We start from the raw sequence: 20,363 nt of genomic DNA, 5'->3' as shown, positions 1-20,363 counted from the left end.
GAGATAAGAAAGGCCGTTGAGCTGTCTTACTAGGCAGTTTAAGAAGGGTTCACTTTCTAAGTTAAGGGCACTACCTAGATTGTGCCCTTACAAGTACATCCGCTGTAATCCAACTGATATCAACTGTGGAGCCTAAATGAGCCGACTTCCTGCTACCATTGTTATCTTTTCCGGTTTTTTCTTAATTGGTAAGTTATTTCTTTTATGGGGAATACTTTTGCCTGATATTGCCGCCGATCTGAATATGTCAGAGGTCGTCAGTGGTGCTTTGTTCTCGCTGTTTTCTGTGGGCATGATGTTAGGTGCGGTAATTGGTGGTAAATACGCCAGCCGATTTGAGTACATGCCCCTGCTAGCTACCCTATTCAGTATAAATACGGGGCTTCTGCTTTTGGTTTCAGTACTATCATCTTGGCAATGGTTTCTAGTGTTAGCCGTATTAATCGGTGTGGTGAGTTCAACGATTTTTACCATAGGACACACATTGATTGCGCGGATGTACGTTGAAAAGCGCTTTACTATGATGGGCTTAATGGACTTTATGTTTAGCCTAGGTACGTTTGCCGCCTCGTTTTTTGTAACACTGTTATATCTTATTGAACAAAACTGGCGATTGCCCATTCAAGTAGTAGCAGGCGTTATGATTATTCTATCCTGCTATACCTATATTGCTGCGCGGTCGCAGGCGAAAGTCCTCAAAGGTCAACCAAAACAGCCTAAGAAAACCTTGGCATTTGGCACCATCATCAAACAGCCTGTTTTTATATTTCTAACTTTGCTCACGTTTGGCTATGGCGCGGTAGAGTTTGGTAACGCGAACTGGTTTGTCAGCTATGCGCAAAACGGTTTAGGCTTTACTGGCGAACAGTCTAGAAACCTATTGGCTTGCTTTACCGCTGGTATGGTCATAAGTCGCCTGACCTTCCCATTTCTTCTTCGTTTTGTGTCAGTCCATCGCATGATAGTACTTATGGCCACCGCTTCGCTTGCTGGCGTTTTTGCACTTAAAATGATGCCGACTTTCTATGGCATAGGCGCGGGTAATTTATTGCTTGGTTTAGGGCTCGGCGGGCTATTCCCGCTTGCTCTGTCTGCGGCAATGAATATCGACAGCGACAACGGTCCTGTGCTTTCTGGCATTGCGATTATCGGCAATTCTACTGGGGTGCAGATTGCTTCTTTTTCTACCGGGCTTTGGGCTAACTTTGCCCCTCTTACTACGGCATTTTGGGTGATCCCAATAGGGGGTTGTGTATTGTGGCTAGCATCTTACGGTTACAGCAGAAAGATAAAGTACCACAATGATCCCGTAGGCCGAGCGGTCAGAGAAGGCTAAAGGCGGAAAAAGCTGGCTTTGCGCAAACAAACATTTCTAGCCAGTATGCATAGCGCTACAAATTAACGGGGCAACGCAGGTCTATTTCTTTTTAGGAAGCTCTGCGAGGTAGGGCAAGTAAAACTCGGCGACCAGGCCTTGCTGCGGGTGGTTTCTAAGCGACACTTCGCCGTCGTGAGCCTCTACTATTCTTCGAATTATGGCAAGCCCTAGACCAGAGCCAGACGAATTACGCGCTTTATCACCTTGCGCAAACGGCATGAAAACACTGTTTAATTCCTCTTCTGGAATACCTCGCCCGAAATCACGCACTTTGCAGTACACACGCTTTTCGTGACGGTTATAGAAACTGCTAATGGCAATTTCATCAGAGCCGTATTTAAACGCATTTTCAATAAGGTTGTCGATGACTCGCTTCATTGCAATGCGCCGCAGTGATAGTGGCGGGATGGCGTTAAGCTTTAATTCAATATGATGTTTATCATCTAAGTGCCTTGCTTGCACCAGCTCTGCAATAATAGTATTTAAATCGGTTTCTTGGGTTACTTCTTCGGTATCGTAACGTGCATAGTCAATGAACTGGTCAATGATGGCGTTCATGTCCTCTATGTCGTTCACAATGCCGTCTTTTATCCAATCCTGATCTTCTGGCAGCATTTCTGATGCAAGGCGAATACGGGTAAGCGGCGTGCGCAAGTCGTGAGAAATACCTGCTGTCATGATATTACGGTCGTTCTCTAGCTGCTTTATGCCCTGATTCATACGGTTAAAAGCGCGAGTAACCTGGATCATTTCCGTGCTGCCTTGTTCGCGAAGCGGCGCAGGATGCTCACCTTTACCCACGGCAATAGCTGCTTTTTGTAAGGCTGATAAAGGCCGCGTCATTCGCCTAACAAACAACCAGCCACCGGCTACGCTCAATATCCCAATTACCATTAAATACATAGTCAGTGGGGAGATATTCGCTTCGTTTAAGCCCGAAATGGGAATAGAAATCCAGGTGTCTGGGTAGCGATTAAGAGATATCCATACAATGTAGGGCGCGTTCTCGTCGCTTGCTTGTGAGGTTGTGCTAATGCGTACATCGGCAAGCTGCCTAAGCTGTTCACTAACCTGCGTTGATATATAGCTGTAATAAACCGCGCTTTCTAGGCCGTTCTTTCTCGCTACGCTTTCATCAAATACTTGCACCTGCGTTTGCTGAAAGTAGTTGTCCCGTGTTTCTTGGTTAGTTACCAGTAAATCGTTAGCCAGTACCGACTTTACTTGTGTGGCCAATAAACTATTAATTTGCTGGTAGCTTGGATGAATAAAGTAATAGGTGACCGAGATGTAAGACACAATTTGATTTATGAGCAACAACACGCCAATGAGCATGACGGTTTGACCAAATGCACTTTTGGGAATTAAACGCATAGCGCACCGTCTGCTGTATTGCTCATAGGTGGTTAAACTTGCTCGCCATCTGGGACAAAAACATAGCCCAAACCCCATACGGTTTGAATGTAGCGCGGGTTGGCTGGATCATCTTCAAGCATTCTACGCAGGCGAGAAACTTGAACATCAATACTGCGTTCTAGGGCGCTATAGTCTCGGCCTCGCGCTAAGTTCATCAATTTGTCTCGTGACAAAGGCTCGCGGGGGTGAGTAACCAAAGACTTTAATACTGCAAACTCGCCGCTTGTCAGAGTCAACGGCGTATCGCCCGCTGTCATCTCACGGGTGGCGAGATTAAGTTTATAATTGCCAAACTCCACAATTTGCACGTCTTTAGACGGCGCGCCCGGCGCTTCGCTGCTGCGTCTGCGCAATACTGCTTTAGCGCGGGCTAAAAGCTCGCGCGGGTTAAATGGCTTTGGCAAATAATCATCTGCGCCCATTTCAAGGCCAATAATGCGGTCAACTTCATCGCCCTTTGCGGTAAGCATTATAATGGGCATGTCGTTTTCTTGCTGACGCAGACGGCGACAAATAGATAAACCATCTTCCCCTGGTAGCATAAGATCTAAAACCATAAGGTGAAAATTCTCGCGCTCAAGCAACCTATCCATTTGCTCTGCATTAGCGGCACTGCGAACTTGATAGCCTTGTTCTAACAAGTAGCGCTCTAATAGGCTTCGCAGACGCATGTCATCATCGACAACGAGAATTTTAGAGGTTTCCTGACCCATACTCATACCTTTTGTTTTACGTTTGTTTCACTATAACCACAAGATGTGAAATACAAAAGCGACAAAAGCGTAAAAGATAGAGCATGTTTGTTACAAATAGTGTCTAAAGCGGGCAATAACCCATGATGCTATATAACGCTAATCAAAAGTGGCGACATTAAGGGCTTTGGTATTTGCCGAGCCGTTAAGTGTCTTTAGATATAACTGTGTTATAGCATTAGTGCCCTGGTGCGACTGTTCAAAGAACTGATCGCTGACTTTTAAGGCGAAGCGCTGCCATGCACCCGCGTACTTTGCTAAAAAGGCCTCATGTCCCCATTCCCCTTGGCGCAGTTTTACGCGTGCTGGTGCGAAGAAAATCTCTGCATTAAGCAGTTTGGGGTTTGGCTTCTCTTCGGCTTTCCAATCTGTTGCACCAATTAAGGTTACCTCGCTTAAGCTATTGCCAAGCAGCTCGCTAAGGTTATTGATTAGCGTGCCGTTAGCTGCGAAATCAAGAAGCCAGTAGCGCGAATCGCTACTGTCACTTGTAAGCGCAGATAGGTCATCATAGCTATACACTGCATCGTAGCAGCCCGATGCTTTGACCATATCCACATTAGACTGAGAGGTTAACCCAACCACTTGATAGCTGGCGTTTCGCGCCGATTTTTGATCTTTTAGTAGTTGCGCTGTACCTAGTGCGGTTTTACTTGAAGCGCTAGATAACAGTAAGATTTCACCCTTTGCTTTCTCAGCAACATAGTCATCAAGCACAAACGAGGTCATATAAAGGGGTCTGAAATTTAGCTGCCATGCTTCACGGTCTTTGTCGTAGCCAGGGTCCGCCGCACAGCGTAGGTATTGGTCGTAAACTGGGCTGATACTTTTGCGCATTTCATGTACGTCTGAAAACCCGTGTGGGGCGACTTTTCCGGCCTTTATTACCCAGTGGCTCGCCATGGGTAGGTAACCAAATACCTTCTCGCCTTCTTTGATATCAGGATGACAAGACGCTTTGACAGTGGCAAAGCCCCAAACGGGTACTATGCCAAAGCCGTTTGAGTTAATACCATCGTCATTACTTTGTGGTGGAAAAAAGCCCCAGTAGCCCATTTTAAAACCCAATGCCGCGTAGGTGATGTTATTGGCAGAAAAGCCGAAAGTATCGGTCTCAAGCAATACTTCGTCTTGCTGTAAATCGCTTACGTTAATATCGCAGTGAACAACTTTAGTGTTGGCAAGGTTCTGCTGATCTATCCAAATTTGCTGGCTTTGAACTGTAGTCATAATAGGTGCCCGACGGTCATAGAACTGGGTTAAAAGACCCAGTTAAAAAGCTTAATTAAAAAAAGCTCAGTCAAAAAAAGCTAAGCAGTTATAAACCTAGATTGACGCAGGGGAATAGCCATTACGACTTAATGTTTTAAATATATGCCTATAGAAGTGGTGTATACAGCTTGAAGCTACTCGCCGGTACTAAGCCAATCCATTTGATGGCCGGCTCGTCGCTTCTTATTTAAAATATCTTCAAGCAGTGGCGTAAGAATAAGCTCCATTGCCAGTGCTATTTTACCGCCCGGCACAACTAACGTATTAATACGTGACATAAATGAACCGTCAATCATTTGAAGCAAGTAAGGATAATCGACATTCTTCATTTCTCGTCTGAAGCGAACTACAACAAAGCTTTCATCTTGGGTTGGAATTTCTCTGGCGCTGAACGGGTTCGAGGTATCAACGGTCGGGACGCGCTGAAAATTAACGTGGGTGCGAGAAAACTGCGGCGTAATATAGTGGAAGTAATCGTCTAGGCCGCGAACAATACTGCTCATCACCGCTTCACGAGAGTGGCCGCGGTCAGTAGTGTCGCGCACAATTTTTTGAATCCATTCTAAGTTTACAATTGGCACCATGCCAACCAGCAAGTCTACGTGCTTTGCGACGTCATTTTCTTCAGTCTTAACTCCGCCATGTAAACCTTCATAAAACAGCAAATCGGTGTTTTGAGGTAAATCTTGCCACGGTGTGAAGGTTCCCGGCATCTGGTTAAAAGGAACGGCTTCATCAAAGGTGTGAAGGTATTGCCTAAACTGCCCCGTACCCGAACTACCATATTCTCTAAAAAGCGTTTCCAGCAGTTCAAAGTCGTTGGCTTTAGGACCAAAATAGCTGATATGTCTACCTTGCTCTTGAGCTTTACGAATTTCTACTTCCATTTCTGGGCGAGTGAAACGATGGAAGCTATCACCACCAACTACTGCAGCATTAACATTTAAGTTCCTGAAAATATGGCGAATAGCATTGGTCGTGGTAGTTGTACCCGCGCCAGAAGAACCTGTTATAGCAATAATAGGGTGTTTGACAGACATAGGAATTCTTTTTAGAAATGACGGGTACTAGTTATAAGCTGATGCGCGTCAAGAATCAAGGGGGCGACCAGGCACGCACTGTCTATTTATGTCATGTGTTTTGGCGGGAGCCTGCGCGTAATCAACGATCGAGCTTATGATGATGCTGCAACAAACGCATTATTAATTTCGCTTTTTCTTCATCTAAATCAAGTAACCTTCTTACGTGTTCTAAATGATGGATGTCATGCTTCTGACAAGGAGAGGCGTTGCTGTGCAGCTTTTCAAACGCAGTAGGGCTCAAAACATGTTAGTTTAAACGTCAGGAAGGCAAACTGAGAGCGTATTCAATTGAAAAGTACTAAACCCCTAGTATCAGCATTCACCTCTACACTACTTGTCACTATGCTTGTCCCAGCAGCACAGGCGAAGCCAGACACTGTTATGTTTACCGCGAATGCACCCGTTATAGATGGCGTAGCAAATGATGCTGCATGGAAAGGAGGTGATTGGCACGAAATGACCTCGCTGATGTGGGGCACCAATCCCGAGCCCAGTGACTTTTCTGGTAGATATAAACTACGCTGGGATAAAAAGGCGTTGTACCTTTTAGCAGAAATAGAAGACGACCACCTCTCTGATACCTATGCCAACCCGCTTGAGCGATATTGGGATGATGATTGCCTAGAAATCTTTATTGATGCGGATGCCTCTGGTGGCGATCACTTTAATAACTACAACGCGTTCGCTTATCACCTAGCGCTAGACAACCAGGTTGTTGATATTGGTCCGAATGAAGCGGGTGAAGCTGTGCCGCAGCTGTATAACAACCATGTTGAAAACAAATGGCAGCGAGATATATCGGCGCCCCATAAGATTTATTGGGAAGCGGCTGTGCGTGTATTTGACGATAGTTATCAGCATGGAAAAGACAACTCACCATTAACCTTAAAAGAAGATATGGCTCTGGGCTTTATGCTGGCCTACTGTGATGCCGATGGCGGTGACAGAGAACACTTTTTAGGCTCTCATGAGATTACCCCCGTAAATGGCGATAAAAACCTAGGGTTTAAGGATGCGTCTGTGTTTGGGAAAGTGACTTTAGCGAAGTAGTGAAGACGTTAATCAAGGCTTTTGGGTCTTAAAAAGGAGTTTGCGCGCTCCCTCCGGCCAGTGCATTGCTATAAGATAAAGCCGAACCACTGGCTGTGGATGCTCACATATTCAATTATCGAACTACCGAGAGCCAAAGCCGAAGGTGGCTACTGTTCTTTAAACAAAATAACAAGGCCTTGGGGGACTTCGGTGGTCGATAAAACATACGTCATCGAGTTTTTATTGTTTAGTACATATTCCATCGCTTCTTCTTGAGAACGAAACTCTTTTGGTGGGGTTTTTCTTCCACTAAAGCGCATTTGCGCCCAATACCCCTGAATGCGGGACTCTGTAAGCGCAATAAACTTAGTATTGAATATTGTCCTAGCGGTATTGGGTGGTCGCAATCCAACAGGCTCTATATCCCAGTCAGAAGAATTTCCCATAAAGATGTCTCGAATTTGCCATTTTTCAGTTGGAGCGTCTTGTGCTTCCAAGTTAGCAACAATGATGACTTCTTCGCACCTTGCGAATGAAGCAAACATGGCAAAGAGAATGGCAAACAATAGCGAGTGAATTTTCATTAAAACACCCACTCTAGTGCAAATTGGGTGAGTACCGCATTTCTATCAAAAGCCGGGTTTTTAATTTCTGAGTAAAATGAGTTCTGCCCCTCCTCACCACTTAACCAAGTTACCTCAGCTTTGGCAGACATGTTGTGTCTAAAGTCCCAGCGAAGCCCTACTGAAAGTGAATCAAGGTCATAGCGCGGAAGACTATCGACTATTGCGTCATAGGCAAAAGACAATGAAGTGAGTTGTGGTGATTGTCCCTTCGGAATTTGATTTGTTGGAACATCATTGCTGCTATTTGCAGAAGCAATAGTAGTAAATATTTGAAACTCATCAAAGTGATATCCAAGAGTCAGGTAGTATGCATTAACTTCGGGAACACTGATTAAATCTGATTCAATTTTAATAACTTCAGAGTAAACAAAATAATCGAGAGAGTCGTATTGAAGGCTTGCTTGATACGCAACCGCGTCCGAGTCAAATCGGAAAACGTCTGCGTTTTCTGTGTACCCCGCAAGCTCCAAGAGTGTAGCAAAGTCTTGAAAGCCAGGGATGTCTGCGAAGAAGTCAGACGACACTATGGCTGAAGCCCGCGCGCGAAAGCCACCCTTTGATATGCCTAATATAAGACCCCGAATATCGTTTACTTCAATGGCTGTTTCTTCACCTGCACGGTCAAAAGTACCATCATAAGTTCCGTAATAAGCTTCAATTTCTACATTTAATTTATTGAAGTGAATGCGATACGTTGCGCTAAGTCCCTCATAGTTTGAAAATAAGAAACCGCCGTAAACCTGTTCGGGAGGCGTAATCCAGGGGTAAGCAAAACCCACGTCAAGTACGTCGCTATAGCGAAAAAATGGGGTTCTCAATTTGCCTAACTTAAAGCTCCAATTGGAGTTTGCGTTATACGTTAGATAAAGCCATTCAAGACCTGAATCTCTATCGTCATTAGAATGCCCAAGTAATTGGGCGGACAGTTTAAGTTTTTCACTAATGCTTAAGTCCGCTTGTAACGCGAATAAGGACTGTTCAGAAAAGCTAAAATCATTTGAATAGCCTTGGAATTCAGCTTCGCTCGTGTCTAGCTGTCCTCCAACAACCCTAGCAAAGCCACTAATACCTATTGAGTCAGAAAGTGTTTCGCTACTCTCTGCCGCACAGGTAAAGCATGCTAGGCATATTGCCATTATGTAAAGGGTTTTCATTCACCATGAATTCTTTTGTACTTTGATTTCGTTCAAGTATAGACGGTCAAAGTAAAAAGTTGCGTCTTTTTGACCCGTTAAGTGATAGTTATGTGAGCGTTAAGTGAGAGTCTGGCGTGAGCGTTAGGTAAGAGAGTCAAAAAAATAGGCGATATAAAAAACGCGGCTTACGCCGCGTCTTTAATGTTTGTGTTATGTGCGTCGCTTATTAAGCCTCAGCTTCGCGCGCAATTGCACGGTGTGCAATATCAGTACGATAGTACACATCTTTAAACTGAATGGTCTTAAGCAATTCGTACGCTTTTTGCTGAGCTTCGGTAACATTGTTTCCCAAAGCAGTAGCACAGAGCACACGACCACCTGCGGTAACAACGTCACCGTCTTGAAGAGCAGTACCAGCGTGGAAAACCTTTCCTTCAAGTTTAGCGGCTTCTTCGAAACCGGTAATCACGTCACCCTTGTCGTAGCTGCCTGGGTAGCCGCCTGCAGCTAGCACAACACCTACCGACGCGCGCTCATCAAACTCAATGGTTTTGCCCGCAAGCTCGCCTTTACACGCTGCTTGGCAAAGTGGAACCAAGTCAGACTTTAAGCGCAGCATGATTGGCTGGGTTTCCGGATCGCCAAAGCGGCAGTTGTACTCGATTACCTTTGGTGTACCGTCGGGCATAATCATTAGGCCCGCATATAAAAAGCCAACATAGTCGTTACCTTCAGCGGCCATGCCATCAACCGTCGGCATGATCACTTCCTGCATAATGCGGTCGTGAATGTCTTGCGTAACAACCGGAGCAGGAGAATAAGCACCCATACCACCTGTGTTTGGCCCTTTATCACCGTCAGCCGCACGTTTATGGTCTTGGCTGGTGGCAAAAGGAAGTACGTTCTTACCGTCTACCATCACAATAAACGACGCTTCTTCACCGTCTAGAAACTCTTCAATAACTACGCGGCTGCCAGCTTCGCCAAAGGCATTGCCCGCTAGCATATCGCGAATAGCATCTTCAGCTTCTTCAAGGGTCATCGCAACGATAACACCTTTACCGGCAGCTAGACCGTCAGCTTTTACTACGATAGGCGCGCCTTTTTCGCGGACATAGGCAATAGCCGGGTCAATTTCGGTGAAGTTTTGATACTCAGCCGTAGGAATATTGTGGCGAGCTAAAAAATCTTTGGTAAAAGCTTTTGAGCCCTCAAGCTGCGCTGCAGCTTGAGTAGGACCAAATATCATTAAACCCGCGTTAGTGAACGCATCTACCACACCTGCAACTAGCGGCGCTTCTGGGCCTACAATAGTAAGCTCAACATCGTTACCTTGAGCAAAAGAAACTAAGCCTGCGATGTCGTTAACATCAATAGCTACGTTCTCAAGCTTAGGCTCTGTAGCGGTACCCGCATTACCAGGTGCTACAAATACTGTTGAAACATCAGAAGACTGCGCTGCTTTAAACGCTAGCGCGTGTTCGCGGCCACCGCCGCCAATTACAAGTACGTTCATTAACTGTTCCGTTTTGAGTGTTTAATATTATGATTTTGGTTTGGTGAATTTTAGCGTCATGCGATTGCTCTCGCCAATCGCCATGTACTTTTCACGATCTTGGTCGTCTAACGCCAAGCGAGGAGGTAGCGTCCATACACCTTTCGGGTGGTCTGCAGTATCCATTGGGTTTGCGTTTACATCGCTACTTGCTTCAAGTACAAAACCTGCTTTTTCTGCGGCAGCTACAACGTAAGAACGCTTCATGTAGCCACTTTTCTTCATCGCTTCATCATCTGCACTTTCAGGTAGCTCATGTTCCACTACGCCCAGTACGCCACCTGGCTTAAGCGCTTTAAAGAACGCGCCGAATGCATTGTCGATACCCTCGTCACCGTGACGCATATACCAGTTGTGTACGTTGCGAAAGGTCAGCACCATATCAGCGCTACCCGCTTCGCTAATATCTAGCGCTTTCATAGGGTCGAATGCAGTAAGTTCAGCACCTTCATACTTCATGCCCGGCTTCATCTTTTCTTTAAAGCCTTCCACCGACTTTTTGTAGTAGCCGCTGGTTTCATCGTCCACATAAAAGTGGGCGGCAACGTATTTTCCGTCATCTTTTACAACAGAATAAAGAATGTCGGCATACCAGCCGCCACCTGGCGAAATTTCAACGACGGTCATGTCTGGCTGTAGGCCAAAAAAGCGTAGTGTTTGCTGAGGGTTGCGATACTCGTCGCGCACTTTGGCACTAGCAGAGCGGATATCGCTCATCGCGGCGTCAGAAATAGCATCGGCACTGGCGTAGGTTGCTGTTACACCAAGTGTTGCGGCTAACACATATTGGGCTAACTTTTTCATTCTTATTTCCTTTTTCTGTCGAGGGTAGGTAATTGTCTATGCGGACTAGTAAAACATAACATTTATTAGTAACACTATTACTACAAATTACCACAGGTCAGATCAAGCCTATCAGCTAACCCCCATTTGCACTTACGCCTTAGCAGAATAATTCGCAACTTTGTCGCTTCGATAAGATGTCACTACAACCAAGCAAATGACCACAAGTCTGCGTATTAAAAAGGGTTAAGGAAAAATAACAAACACACAGTAAAGTAACAAAGTGCCACTTTACTGCGTGTTTAACTTAGGTGTTGGTTTCCCTCACTAAGCCTGCACTAAAAGATATAGCGTAGATACCTATTAGTGACGGAAGTGACGCATGCCCGTAAACACCATAGCAATGCCGTGTTCGTCAGCGGCATCAATCACTTCTTGGTCGCGCATAGAACCGCCAGGCTGAATTACTGCCTTAATGCCAGCTTCCGCTGCTGCATCAATGCCGTCACGGAATGGGAAGAAAGCGTCAGACGCCATAACAGAACCAGCCACTTCAAGGTTCTCATCAGCTGCTTTAATGCCGGCAATTTTTGCAGAATAAACGCGACTCATTTGACCTGCGCCAACACCGACTGTCATACCGTCTTTGCAGTAAACAATCGCGTTAGACTTCACGTATTTTGCTACCTTCCAGCAGAACATAAGGTCGCGCAGTTCTTCTTCGCTAGGCTTACGCTTAGTCACTACTTCAAGGTCTTCCATTTCAACCATGCCGAAGTCGCGCTCTTGTACTAATAAACCGCCGTTTACGCGTTTAAAGTCATAACCTTCTGTTAGCTGACCAGCCCAGTCGCCACACGCTAGAAGGCGCACATTTTTCTTCGCGCTTACTACTTCTTTCGCTTCATCGCTTACCGTTGGTGCAATAATGACTTCTACGAATTGACGGTCAACAATGGCTTGTGCCGTTTTTGCATCAAGCTCGCGGTTAAACGCGATAATGCCACCGAATGCTGACGTTGGGTCAGTTTTGAACGCACGATCGTAGGCACTTAAAATATCATCGCCAATAGCAACACCACACGGGTTAGCGTGCTTAACGATTACACATGCTGGCTCTTCGAATTCTTTCACGCACTCTAGCGCAGCATCGGTATCAGCAATGTTGTTAAACGATAGCTCTTTACCTTGAAGCTGAGTAGCGGTAGCCACAGACGCTTCTTGAATATCGTTTTCTACATAGAAGGCCGCTTCTTGATGGCTATTTTCGCCATAGCGAAGGTCTTGCTTCTTAGTAAGCTGCATGTTGTAAGTACGCGGGAATGCGCTGCTATCTTCACAACAACCTGTTTCGCATGCAGCACTATCTAAACGGGCACCGAAATAGTTCGCAATCATGCCGTCGTATTCTGCTGTATGTTCAAATGCTTTGATGGCTAGATCGAAGCGTGTGCTGTAAGACAAAGAGCCGTTATTGTCGTTCATTTCAGCAAGTACGCGCGCGTAGTCAGACGCATTAACCACAATAGTCACATCTTTATGGTTTTTTGCAGCAGCGCGCACCATCGTTGGGCCACCGATATCAATATTTTCAATTGCATCTTCTAGCGTGCAATCTTCGTTTGCCACTGTTGCAGCAAATGGGTAAAGGTTCACAACCACAAGATCGATAGGCGCAATGTTGTGTTCTTCCATCACCGCTTCATCGGTACCGCGACGACCAAGGATACCGCCATGAATTTTAGGGTGAAGAGTTTTTACACGACCAGCCATGATTTCTGGGTGACCTGTGTGATCAGAGACTTCTTTCACAGGTAAGCCAGCATCAGCAAGTAGTTTCGCGGTACCGCCCGTCGACAGAAGTTCTACGCCAGCGTTATGCAGCGCTGTCGCGAAATCGAGGATACCGGTTTTATCAGAGACACTAAGGAGAGCACGTTTAATAGGTTTTGGTGTTTGCATAAATTTTAAGTTTCTAATGTTGTAGTGTTGAAACAAAAAGAGCACCGTTTGGTGCTCTTTGGTGGGCAAAGCCCTTGGAATCTTAGTTCATGCCGTATTGCTTAAGCTTCTTGCGAAGTGTGCCACGGTTGATACCCATCATGATGGCAGCGCGGGTTTGATTGCCGCGTGTGTAAGTCATGACTTCTTCTAGCAGCGGCGCTTCAACTTCAGCCAGTACCATTTCGTACAGGTTATCGATGTTTGCGTTATCCAATTGCTTAAGGTACTTGTTAACCGCTTGCTTTACAGAGTCACGCAGTGGCTTTTGAGCTTGCGTTTGTGAAGGCGTAGTTACTGTAGTAGTAAAAGGTGAAGTCACGTTTTGATCGAACATAATACTGTGTTGCTCTTAAGTTAGTCATCACTATGCTGCGGGAGAGATCTGTCGGGTCTCTCGTGTCTGCAGCGCTTGAAAATATGCATTTAGTGCATCGAGTTGCTCATTCGCGTCATCGATAGCGTTAAACGTTTTACGAAACTGACGATCCGTATCGTGCTCCGCGAGATACCAGCCCACGTGCTTACGGGCAATTCTTACACCGGCTATGTCGCCATAAAAGTCCTGCACATTAGCTACATGCTCGTGCAAAATCTCATATTGCTCTGACAGCGGCGGTGGTGCTAGGTTCTCGCCCGTTTCAAGATAATGTTGGATTTGTTTAAATATCCAAGGCTTACCTTGCGCGCCGCGACCTATCATTACGCCATCTGCACCGGTGTAATTCAGCACCTCTTGTGCTTTCTCTGGAGAAGTAATGTCACCATTTGCAATAACCGGAATTGAAATTGCCGCCTTTATTTGACGTATGGTGCTGTATTCAGCTTCTCCTTTATACATACAAGCTCGCGTTCTGCCATGAACAGCAAGCGACTGTATGCCGTTTTGCTCTGCAATGCGGGCAATGTCTACCCCATTGCGATTTTCTGGGTTCCAGCCGGTACGAATTTTCAGTGTCACGGGTACATCTACAGCATTAACTACTGCTTTAATAATCGCTTCCACTGTGTCTGGGTATTGAAGAAGCGCAGAACCTGCTAGCTTCTTATTGACCTTTTTAGCAGGACAACCCATGTTGATGTCGATGATTTGCGCACCGTTATCTACATTAAATTGTGCCGCTTGAGCCATAAGCTCAGGGTCAGCCCCAGCTATCTGTACAGAGCGAATGCCTTCTTCACCCTCATGATTCATACGCGCTTGTGATTTAGCTGTGTTCCACACCTTCGGATTACTCGAAAGCATTTCTGAAACAACAAGCCCTGCACCAAGGCGCTTACAAAGTTGGCGAAACGGTCTGTCTGTTACGCCAGCCATGGGGGCCAACATCAAATTGTTTTCTAACTCGTAAGGTCCAATTCGCATTGTAAAATGTATAGCTCGCCATCTAAAACTGCACAGAAAATATACACCCGGCTAAAACGGGGCGCTAAGTGTACGTGTTTTCGCAAGGCTTGAAAAGGCTAAAAATCACACAAAATTTCACTTCGTGGTCTTGACAGTGAAAAAAATCTGTCACATTAGTAAGCTAACGCCGATTTTTAGACTAAATATTGTACGAAAGTCTTACAGCCCCCGATTTGAAAGGGCTGTAATGTGAAAAAAATTAACAAATAATTAGACGCGGACGATTTTTATTGTATGAATTTTCGTCGCAATATTGAGGTGGTTTACCGTAAAGGTTCTAATTTGACTAGACGTTTAATTAACCGTCTAGTCGTTTTTTCAATCGCGCTTAGTGTTTTTTGCCCGACACTCGCGCCCATTCTCCGTCAATGGCGCTGGGCTCAAGCGTAATATCGCTAGCATAAGCGTCTTCAATTCGAGTAACTTGTTCCGCTAGTATGCCAGAAAGCACTAATAAGCCGTCTTTTTTGCAATAGTTAGTAATGACGCTTTGAAGTTCTAGTAATGGGCCTGACAGTATATTTGCCATAACCACATCGGCTTCTAGTTCGGGTTGGTCTTCGGGTAAATACACATCTAGGCGGTCTTCAACACCATTGCGGCGCGCATTTTCTTTTGTCGCTTGAAGGGCTTGCGGGTCAATATCAATACCTATAACACGCTTCGCGCCTAGCTTTAATGCAGCAAGGGCTAAGATACCTGAACCACAGCCAAAATCGACCACAGTTTTATCTGTCATATCTATGCCGTCTAACCAACGTAGGCAAAGTGCAGTAGTAGGGTGCGTGCCTGTACCAAAAGCAAGGCCCGGGTCAAGCATCACGTTAACGGCATCAGGGTCTGGAACATCACGCCAGCTTGGGCAGATCCAAAGGCGCTCGCCAAACTGCATGGGATGAAAGTTATCCATCCATTCACGTTCCCAGTCTTTGTCTTCAAGCGGCTCTAGCTTGTATTTGAAGTCTGGACCAAGCACCTTCGCCTTACCTAGGCGCTGCAGAATACCTTTCATATCCGCATCTGCTTCAAACAAACCCACTACTTGTGTGTCTGGCCACAGTAACACTTCACCTGGCTTGGGTTCGTACATTGGGGTGTCTTTCGCGTCAACATAGGTAACCGCCTGCGAGCCATTTGCAGTTAGCATGTCACCTATTGATTCCGCGTATTCAGAAGAAGTATTAATTCGAAGTTGTAGCCAAGCCATATTTATCGTTCGTTGGGACCTTTGAGAGTTATTGTACCTTTGCTTGGCGTTAAACAAAATGAAAGCAAGCGAAAAGCGTTAACAATAGGCACCATTTTCTGTATCAGTGAGGCTTTAGTGCCTTAGTCTTTTGTCCACTAGTATGAATCAATAATGCGCCTATAGTAGTTATCAGTGCGGTTCGATTGTAAAGTTAACCGGAGTTTTATGCGTATTCTTATTCCTTTTTTGTGTGCCGTTGCCATTGCTTTGCCTACTAAAGCCCGTGAATTAGACGTAGTGGTTGGCTGGAATAAGCCTCCCTATGTTATTTCACAAGAACACAGCGGTTTTGAAATTGAACTGGTAAGAGCCATATTAGCAGAAATGGGGCATACGCTTTCGCCCATCTATGTTCCATTTGGGCGTACTGCTCGGCTTCTAAAAGATAGTACTGTGGATATAGGCCTTACACAAAGCGCTGCGCACAATGTGGATGATTCTGTCCTATCCGACCCATACATTATTTATCAAAATGTTGTTGTGACAAAAACGCAAAATAACTTTGTTATCAGCGAAGTCAGTAATCTCAAAGGAAAGCGTGTCATTGGGTTTCAAACTGCGCAGTCGGTATTAGGTGAAGAGTTCAAGCAAGCATTAGCGCTAGAGCCGATGTATATGGAAATGGCAAGGCAAGACCGTCAGGTCGATATGCTCATGCTCGATCATGTGGACGCGATTGTTTTAGATAGAAACATTTTCAACTACTTCAAGTCTCAAAACAGCGCCTATGATAAAGAGGAAACAGAATTCCATGAGTTGTTTCCTATCTCAATATATCGCGCGGCTATACCTAACCCAAAGCTGAGAGCAGAGTTTAATGCAACCCTTCATCGCTTTGTTGCAGATGGTCGGTATCAATTACTGCTTGATGAATATCAGCTTGATAATCTGCTTCACAAACTGCCAAAGGCGCCCGCCAAACTGTAAATACGTATTTTATCGTGTAGACAGTGAACCATTTTTGATTCAACGTATATCAAACGTAGCAATACTTTTATGTCCGTCACTTTTTACCTAATCGTAGATAAGGCCCGATGGTACAGAGGTCATGGCATAAGAACGTTCTCACAAAAACAATGCGTTAAGGAAAGCTCTATGTTGAAACAGTGGTATTTACTGGCTGTAACCTTGCTGTGTACCGCCTGCGTGTCGCAATCGCACTATGAAGATAGCGATAGTGAAAGGTGGCTAGATGAGCCAGCATACCTGCAGGCTCAAGCTATTGCTCAAGGCGATATTACATCGGCAGAGCTTGTGAGCGGGTATTTAGCTCGTATTGGTGAGTTGGATAAAAAGACAAATAGTGTCTTAGCGCTAAACCCCAATGCCTTAGCTGAAGCTAAATCAATCGATAAACAATTTGCCAGTGGAGCTGAATTAGGCCCGTTAGCCGGTATTCCAGTATTGCTAAAGGACAATATTGAAAGCGCAGAAATGCCCACAACTGCAGGTTCTATGGCGCTAATCAATAACGACACCGGACGAGACGCCCCTATTGTTGCGAAGCTAAAAGCAGCGGGCGCGATTATTTTAGGTAAAACAAATTTGTCTGAATGGGCGAATTTTCGTTCTGAATCATCGATAAGCGGTTGGAGCGCAGTAGGTGGCTTAACTCGAAACCCTCACATATTATCAAGAAGCGCATGCGGTTCGTCGTCTGGCTCGGGCGCAGCAATGTCGCTTCGATTAGCATCACTTGCCGTAGGTACTGAAACCAATGGCTCTATAATCTGCCCAGCATCTATTAACGGTGTAGTCGGCTTTAAACCAACCGTTGGTTTACTCTCAAGAACGCACATTGTACCTATTTCCTTTAGCCAAGATACGGCTGGACCAATGACCTCAAATGTTCAAGACGCATGGCTAATGACTGCTGTAATGGCTGGGGAAGATGCAAGCGATAGTGCTACTGAAAATACAGCGTCTCATCAACCTAACGTGCCTTCATCGAAAATGCTGGCAACAGATTTAAAAGGCAAACGCATTGGTGTTGTCAGGTATCGCCAGGGCGACAACCCTCACGTACTACAAGTCTACGAAAGTGCGCTAAACCAGTTAAGAGCATCGGGAGCTACGCTGGTGGACATTAGTGATTTTTCTCAGCCTGATTCCTTCTGGGCCGACTCGTACAATGTTTTACTCAGCGAGTTCCATCACAGCATCAACGAATATTTGTCGGGGTCACCAGCAGAGCTCCCTGCACGAAATTTATCTGAGCTTATTGCTTTTAACAACCAAACCGAGCGAGAGCTAGCGTTATTCAACCAAGATATTTTTGAAAAGTCGCTAGACGCGGCGTCTATTGATAGCGAAGCATATCAAAGCGCCCTTCGCCTTATTCAAGATACAGCGGGCAAAAACGGTATTGACGCATTGCTAGCAAAACACAACGTAGATGTATTGGTTGCGCCTTCAAACAGCCCTTCATTTTTAATCGACGGTGTGTATGGCGACCATTCGCCGGCTGGTTTCATTGGTATAGGCTATTTAGCCGCTGTTGCGGGCTATCCACATCTCACAGTACCGGCGGGTGAAGTGAAAGGCCTTCCAGTAGGCATTAGCTTTATCGGTGCTAAGTGGAAAGATGAAGATGTGCTAAAGATAGGTAAAGTCTTTGAAGCTAAACATGGTTTTTTCATTAAGCCAGGTCTTTTACCTACACGTTTTGATGACCCCAGCTTAAAAGGCATACAAAATGGACTAAATGAGAGCCGCTAGATAAAAGCACGTGGTTTGAATGTGAAGTTTGTTAAGCAGTATTGAAACTAAAAAGCCCCCGATAATTATAGGGGGCTTTTGCTATTTACGTATGCTATTTATGTAGCTGCGAGTGATTATTTAGCCTGGCTTTTTAACCCAAGCGCTACACCAGCCATCAGCGTTAACCAGCTTGTTAGGGAAAATGTTACAAGGGCGATATTGTTCGCCATCGGCACCCTGCACGTACATGCAGTTTGCACATTTTGCACCTTCAACGGTTGAAGACGGTGTGTAGTTTAATGCTTTCGCAGTTGGGTCATCAGCGCTCAATTGTTCTTGAGCTTGTGCACGTAACGCTACACCACCTAATGTAAGACCGATAACTGTAGAGCCAGACAGTTTTAAAAAGTCACGGCGATTTACAGATTTCATAACATTCTCCTTAAGAGATAGAAACGATAATGATTCTTTTTTATTCAGTACCTTAAACGCAAAAACCTGCCCAATGAGGCAGGTTTTGTGTAATGTTTAAATACTATCTCTTTTTGAAAAAAGATCGAACGAAATGTCTTATTTTCACTTGATCTAGATTAAATAAACTTCAGAGTAATAATACCTGATTGTAATTATCAGACCCTTCTATCTGCTAAAAGTTCATTTTTTAGCTAGGGGGACTCCGGGTTTGGCGTAGGCAAATTGTGCAACACGCGTAGTGCTATGATAGCTATCTAAACCAGAAATGCAGGCAGTGTTTGCTTTTTCTATATCGGCGTATCCATCTGCATCAATAATGTTCTCTGGCATATGAAGCTCTTGAATTTCTCCAATAACCATTTCGGTTTCGTTAAGCAGTTTTAAATGTTGCGCCACCTTTAAGCCCATCTTGATTTCACTTTCTTTAACAAACGGAGCACTAAATGACTCGCTAAACTGCGGCGTTAAACCCACTGCTTCAAATTCGCTCTCATCTGGAGCGTAGCGAGCAGACGTTTGGTGCGCTTTGTCTAGCCAATCAGTCGACACGTGATTTAGCGTGTAAAAGCCCTGTTGCTTTATATTGCTAAGGGTATCTCGTACCACAGTATGTGGGCGCATTATCATGCCTATAAGTGGCGGGTTAGCACCCACATGAACGATAGAGCTTACAATGGCTAAATTGTTGGTGTTTCCGTTTGTGGTACCCACTAACGTAGCCGACTTAAAGCCAGACAAGCTATTGACTAGATTAGCTCGATATCGCTGTGCAAGCGCATCTATATCGCTGCGTGTAAACTGCTTAGTCATTTTCTCGTTCTGCCTCAATTTGAATGTCGTCACCATGCTGATAAGCGGTCAACTCTATAGGTTGGCAGCACACCTGACAGTCGAGTACTTGGACTTGACCTACATCGTTAACCTCATCTATCTCAACGTCGTTAGGCGCCATACAGTAAGGGCAGGAGAAGCCCATGGAACGGGTTAAGCTCATATTTCATTGCCTTGTTAATCACGAATAGTGTTTATTACGTAATGCTAAGACGAGTGGATTTTCTTTAGCAAAATACCCCGTTGTTTATGAAAAAAACGCGCTGAGGCAATCGCAATAGCCATTATTAAATGAAAGGCTTAATAATTAGCCCGAATAAACAGCAGCAAGGTGAATGAATAGAGGTGATGGTGTGGCAAATAAAGTAGGAAAATGCCCGTGTTGTAACAGAGAGACGCGCCTTACTTATCACCACCTTATTCCAAAAAAAATGCATCGGCGCACCTATTTCAAAAAGCACTTCAGCAAAGCCGAACTGCAGGACGGTATTTATATTTGTAGGCAATGTCATAGCGGCATACATCGCTTTTATGATGAGATGACATTGGCCAAGCACTACTTCAATTTACAACGTTTACTAAATGACGAGCAGCTTTCAACGTTCTTTCAGTGGGTGTCTAAACAGAGAGTTCGTGTTTAATAAATGGCTTGGTCTAATACCGGCCAG

20 protein-coding genes are annotated in these 20,363 nt (G+C 45.1%); 5 read left to right on the top strand and 15 right to left on the bottom strand.

Annotated features, from left to right (window positions below; genetic code table 11):
• The first annotated feature begins 136 nt into the window (after nt 1-136).
• Nucleotides 137-1,336: an MFS transporter gene (locus tag PCAR9_RS19305; RefSeq protein WP_179984990.1), complete on the top strand. Its 1,200-nt coding sequence runs from the start codon at nt 137-139 to the stop codon at nt 1,334-1,336.
• 81 nt (nt 1,337-1,417) lie between these two features.
• On the opposite strand, the gene envZ is transcribed toward PCAR9_RS19305, so the two are convergent.
• The 4 genes from envZ to PCAR9_RS19285 form a co-directional block, all read right to left on the bottom strand.
• Complete coding sequence (gene envZ / locus PCAR9_RS19300) at nt 1,418-2,752, bottom strand: two-component system sensor histidine kinase EnvZ (protein ID WP_179984989.1); 1,335 nt, start codon at nt 2,750-2,752, stop codon at nt 1,418-1,420.
• Between the two features lie 32 nt (nt 2,753-2,784).
• Nucleotides 2,785-3,507 carry an osmolarity response regulator transcription factor OmpR gene (ompR, locus tag PCAR9_RS19295; protein ID WP_118491268.1) on the bottom strand — a complete coding sequence of 241 codons (723 nt, stop codon included), beginning with the start codon at nt 3,505-3,507 and terminating at the stop codon, nt 2,785-2,787.
• Between the two features lie 138 nt (nt 3,508-3,645).
• Nucleotides 3,646-4,776: a DUF2855 family protein gene (locus PCAR9_RS19290; RefSeq protein ID WP_179984988.1), complete on the bottom strand. Its 1,131-nt coding sequence runs from the start codon at nt 4,774-4,776 to the stop codon at nt 3,646-3,648.
• A 176-nt stretch (nt 4,777-4,952) separates the two neighbouring features.
• Complete coding sequence (locus PCAR9_RS19285) at nt 4,953-5,858, bottom strand: phosphoribulokinase (RefSeq protein ID WP_179984987.1); 906 nt, start codon at nt 5,856-5,858, stop codon at nt 4,953-4,955.
• A 330-nt stretch (nt 5,859-6,188) separates the two neighbouring features.
• Between PCAR9_RS19285 and PCAR9_RS19280 the strand changes: the two genes are divergently transcribed.
• Nucleotides 6,189-6,950 (top strand): sugar-binding protein, encoded by a 762-nt coding sequence (locus tag PCAR9_RS19280; RefSeq protein ID WP_179984986.1) that lies wholly within the window; start codon nt 6,189-6,191, stop codon nt 6,948-6,950.
• A 149-nt stretch (nt 6,951-7,099) separates the two neighbouring features.
• Here the strand turns inward: PCAR9_RS19280 and PCAR9_RS19275 are convergent, their stop codons facing one another.
• From PCAR9_RS19275 to prmA, 8 genes are all read right to left on the bottom strand, one after another.
• Nucleotides 7,100-7,516, bottom strand: a complete 417-nt coding sequence (locus PCAR9_RS19275) for a hypothetical protein (protein WP_179984985.1) — start codon at nt 7,514-7,516, stop codon at nt 7,100-7,102.
• Nucleotides 7,516-8,712, bottom strand: a complete 1,197-nt coding sequence (locus PCAR9_RS19270) for a TonB-dependent receptor (protein WP_179984984.1) — start codon at nt 8,710-8,712, stop codon at nt 7,516-7,518. Before PCAR9_RS19270 ends, PCAR9_RS19275 begins: the two co-directional genes overlap by 1 nt.
• Before the next feature lie 208 nt (nt 8,713-8,920).
• Nucleotides 8,921-10,210: a phosphoribosylamine--glycine ligase gene (gene purD, locus PCAR9_RS19265; protein WP_179984983.1), complete on the bottom strand. Its 1,290-nt coding sequence runs from the start codon at nt 10,208-10,210 to the stop codon at nt 8,921-8,923.
• Nucleotides 10,211-10,237: 27 nt separating this feature from the next.
• Nucleotides 10,238-11,053: a class I SAM-dependent methyltransferase gene (locus PCAR9_RS19260; protein WP_179984982.1), complete on the bottom strand. Its 816-nt coding sequence runs from the start codon at nt 11,051-11,053 to the stop codon at nt 10,238-10,240.
• Nucleotides 11,054-11,395: 342 nt separating this feature from the next.
• The gene (purH, locus tag PCAR9_RS19255) at nt 11,396-12,994 is read right to left on the bottom strand and encodes a bifunctional phosphoribosylaminoimidazolecarboxamide formyltransferase/IMP cyclohydrolase (protein WP_179984981.1); all 1,599 of its coding nucleotides are present in this window, start codon (nt 12,992-12,994) and stop codon (nt 11,396-11,398) included.
• A gap of 82 nt (nt 12,995-13,076) precedes the next feature.
• Complete coding sequence (gene fis, locus PCAR9_RS19250) at nt 13,077-13,370, bottom strand: DNA-binding transcriptional regulator Fis (protein ID WP_012520109.1); 294 nt, start codon at nt 13,368-13,370, stop codon at nt 13,077-13,079.
• A 30-nt stretch (nt 13,371-13,400) separates the two neighbouring features.
• Complete coding sequence (gene dusB / locus PCAR9_RS19245) at nt 13,401-14,399, bottom strand: tRNA dihydrouridine synthase DusB (protein WP_179984980.1); 999 nt, start codon at nt 14,397-14,399, stop codon at nt 13,401-13,403.
• 370 nt (nt 14,400-14,769) lie between these two features.
• Entirely contained in the window at nt 14,770-15,648 is an 879-nt protein-coding gene (gene prmA, locus PCAR9_RS19240) for a 50S ribosomal protein L11 methyltransferase (protein WP_179984979.1), read from the bottom strand.
• Nucleotides 15,649-15,855: 207 nt separating this feature from the next.
• Here prmA and PCAR9_RS19235 point away from each other — a divergent pair, with 207 nt between their 5' ends.
• Nucleotides 15,856-16,617: a substrate-binding periplasmic protein gene (locus tag PCAR9_RS19235; protein WP_179984978.1), complete on the top strand. Its 762-nt coding sequence runs from the start codon at nt 15,856-15,858 to the stop codon at nt 16,615-16,617.
• Between the two features lie 168 nt (nt 16,618-16,785).
• The gene (locus tag PCAR9_RS19230) at nt 16,786-18,408 is read left to right on the top strand and encodes an amidase (RefSeq protein WP_179984977.1); all 1,623 of its coding nucleotides are present in this window, start codon (nt 16,786-16,788) and stop codon (nt 18,406-18,408) included.
• A gap of 120 nt (nt 18,409-18,528) precedes the next feature.
• On the opposite strand, the gene PCAR9_RS19225 is transcribed toward PCAR9_RS19230, so the two are convergent.
• The 3 genes from PCAR9_RS19225 to PCAR9_RS19215 form a co-directional block, all read right to left on the bottom strand.
• On the bottom strand, nt 18,529-18,822 hold the full coding sequence (locus tag PCAR9_RS19225) for a high-potential iron-sulfur protein (RefSeq protein WP_118491294.1): 294 nt from the start codon (nt 18,820-18,822) through the stop codon (nt 18,529-18,531).
• Nucleotides 18,823-19,044: 222 nt separating this feature from the next.
• The gene (locus tag PCAR9_RS19220) at nt 19,045-19,674 is read right to left on the bottom strand and encodes a flavin reductase family protein (RefSeq protein ID WP_179984976.1); all 630 of its coding nucleotides are present in this window, start codon (nt 19,672-19,674) and stop codon (nt 19,045-19,047) included.
• Complete coding sequence (locus tag PCAR9_RS19215) at nt 19,667-19,858, bottom strand: zinc ribbon domain-containing protein (RefSeq protein WP_179984975.1); 192 nt, start codon at nt 19,856-19,858, stop codon at nt 19,667-19,669. Before PCAR9_RS19215 ends, PCAR9_RS19220 begins: the two co-directional genes overlap by 8 nt.
• 190 nt (nt 19,859-20,048) lie before the next feature.
• On the opposite strand from PCAR9_RS19215, the gene PCAR9_RS19210 reads away from it, so the two are divergent.
• Entirely contained in the window at nt 20,049-20,336 is a 288-nt protein-coding gene (locus PCAR9_RS19210; RefSeq protein WP_232091258.1) for a hypothetical protein, read from the top strand.
• Nucleotides 20,337-20,363: the final 27 nt, after the last annotated feature.

Origin of the sequence: Alteromonas macleodii, from assembly GCF_903772925.1 — a bacterium.
Classification (GTDB): domain Bacteria; phylum Pseudomonadota; class Gammaproteobacteria; order Enterobacterales; family Alteromonadaceae; genus Alteromonas; species Alteromonas macleodii_A.
This window is presented reverse-complemented; position numbering and strand designations above follow the sequence as displayed.

Excerpts from the sequence above, each read along its gene's own strand:
- fis (WP_012520109.1), bottom strand. The coding sequence starts at position 13,370 with ATGTTCGATCAAAACGTGACTTCACCTTTTACTACTACAGTAACTACG.
- PCAR9_RS19290 (WP_179984988.1), bottom strand. The coding sequence starts at position 4,776 with ATGACTACAGTTCAAAGCCAGCAAATTTGGATAGATCAGCAGAACCTT.
- purD (WP_179984983.1), bottom strand. The coding sequence starts at position 10,210 with ATGAACGTACTTGTAATTGGCGGCGGTGGCCGCGAACACGCGCTAGCG.
- ompR (WP_118491268.1), bottom strand. The coding sequence starts at position 3,507 with ATGGGTCAGGAAACCTCTAAAATTCTCGTTGTCGATGATGACATGCGT.
- prmA (WP_179984979.1), bottom strand. The coding sequence starts at position 15,648 with ATGGCTTGGCTACAACTTCGAATTAATACTTCTTCTGAATACGCGGAA.
- PCAR9_RS19215 (WP_179984975.1), bottom strand. The coding sequence starts at position 19,858 with ATGAGCTTAACCCGTTCCATGGGCTTCTCCTGCCCTTACTGTATGGCG.
- PCAR9_RS19260 (WP_179984982.1), bottom strand. The coding sequence starts at position 11,053 with ATGAAAAAGTTAGCCCAATATGTGTTAGCCGCAACACTTGGTGTAACA.
- purH (WP_179984981.1), bottom strand. The coding sequence starts at position 12,994 with ATGCAAACACCAAAACCTATTAAACGTGCTCTCCTTAGTGTCTCTGAT.
- envZ (WP_179984989.1), bottom strand. The coding sequence starts at position 2,752 with ATGCGTTTAATTCCCAAAAGTGCATTTGGTCAAACCGTCATGCTCATT.
- PCAR9_RS19285 (WP_179984987.1), bottom strand. The coding sequence starts at position 5,858 with ATGTCTGTCAAACACCCTATTATTGCTATAACAGGTTCTTCTGGCGCG.
- PCAR9_RS19225 (WP_118491294.1), bottom strand. The coding sequence starts at position 18,822 with ATGAAATCTGTAAATCGCCGTGACTTTTTAAAACTGTCTGGCTCTACA.
- PCAR9_RS19305 (WP_179984990.1), top strand. The coding sequence starts at position 137 with ATGAGCCGACTTCCTGCTACCATTGTTATCTTTTCCGGTTTTTTCTTA.
- PCAR9_RS19220 (WP_179984976.1), bottom strand. The coding sequence starts at position 19,674 with ATGACTAAGCAGTTTACACGCAGCGATATAGATGCGCTTGCACAGCGA.
- PCAR9_RS19235 (WP_179984978.1), top strand. The coding sequence starts at position 15,856 with ATGCGTATTCTTATTCCTTTTTTGTGTGCCGTTGCCATTGCTTTGCCT.
- dusB (WP_179984980.1), bottom strand. The coding sequence starts at position 14,399 with ATGCGAATTGGACCTTACGAGTTAGAAAACAATTTGATGTTGGCCCCC.
- PCAR9_RS19275 (WP_179984985.1), bottom strand. The coding sequence starts at position 7,516 with ATGAAAATTCACTCGCTATTGTTTGCCATTCTCTTTGCCATGTTTGCT.
- PCAR9_RS19270 (WP_179984984.1), bottom strand. The coding sequence starts at position 8,712 with ATGAAAACCCTTTACATAATGGCAATATGCCTAGCATGCTTTACCTGT.
- PCAR9_RS19230 (WP_179984977.1), top strand. The coding sequence starts at position 16,786 with ATGTTGAAACAGTGGTATTTACTGGCTGTAACCTTGCTGTGTACCGCC.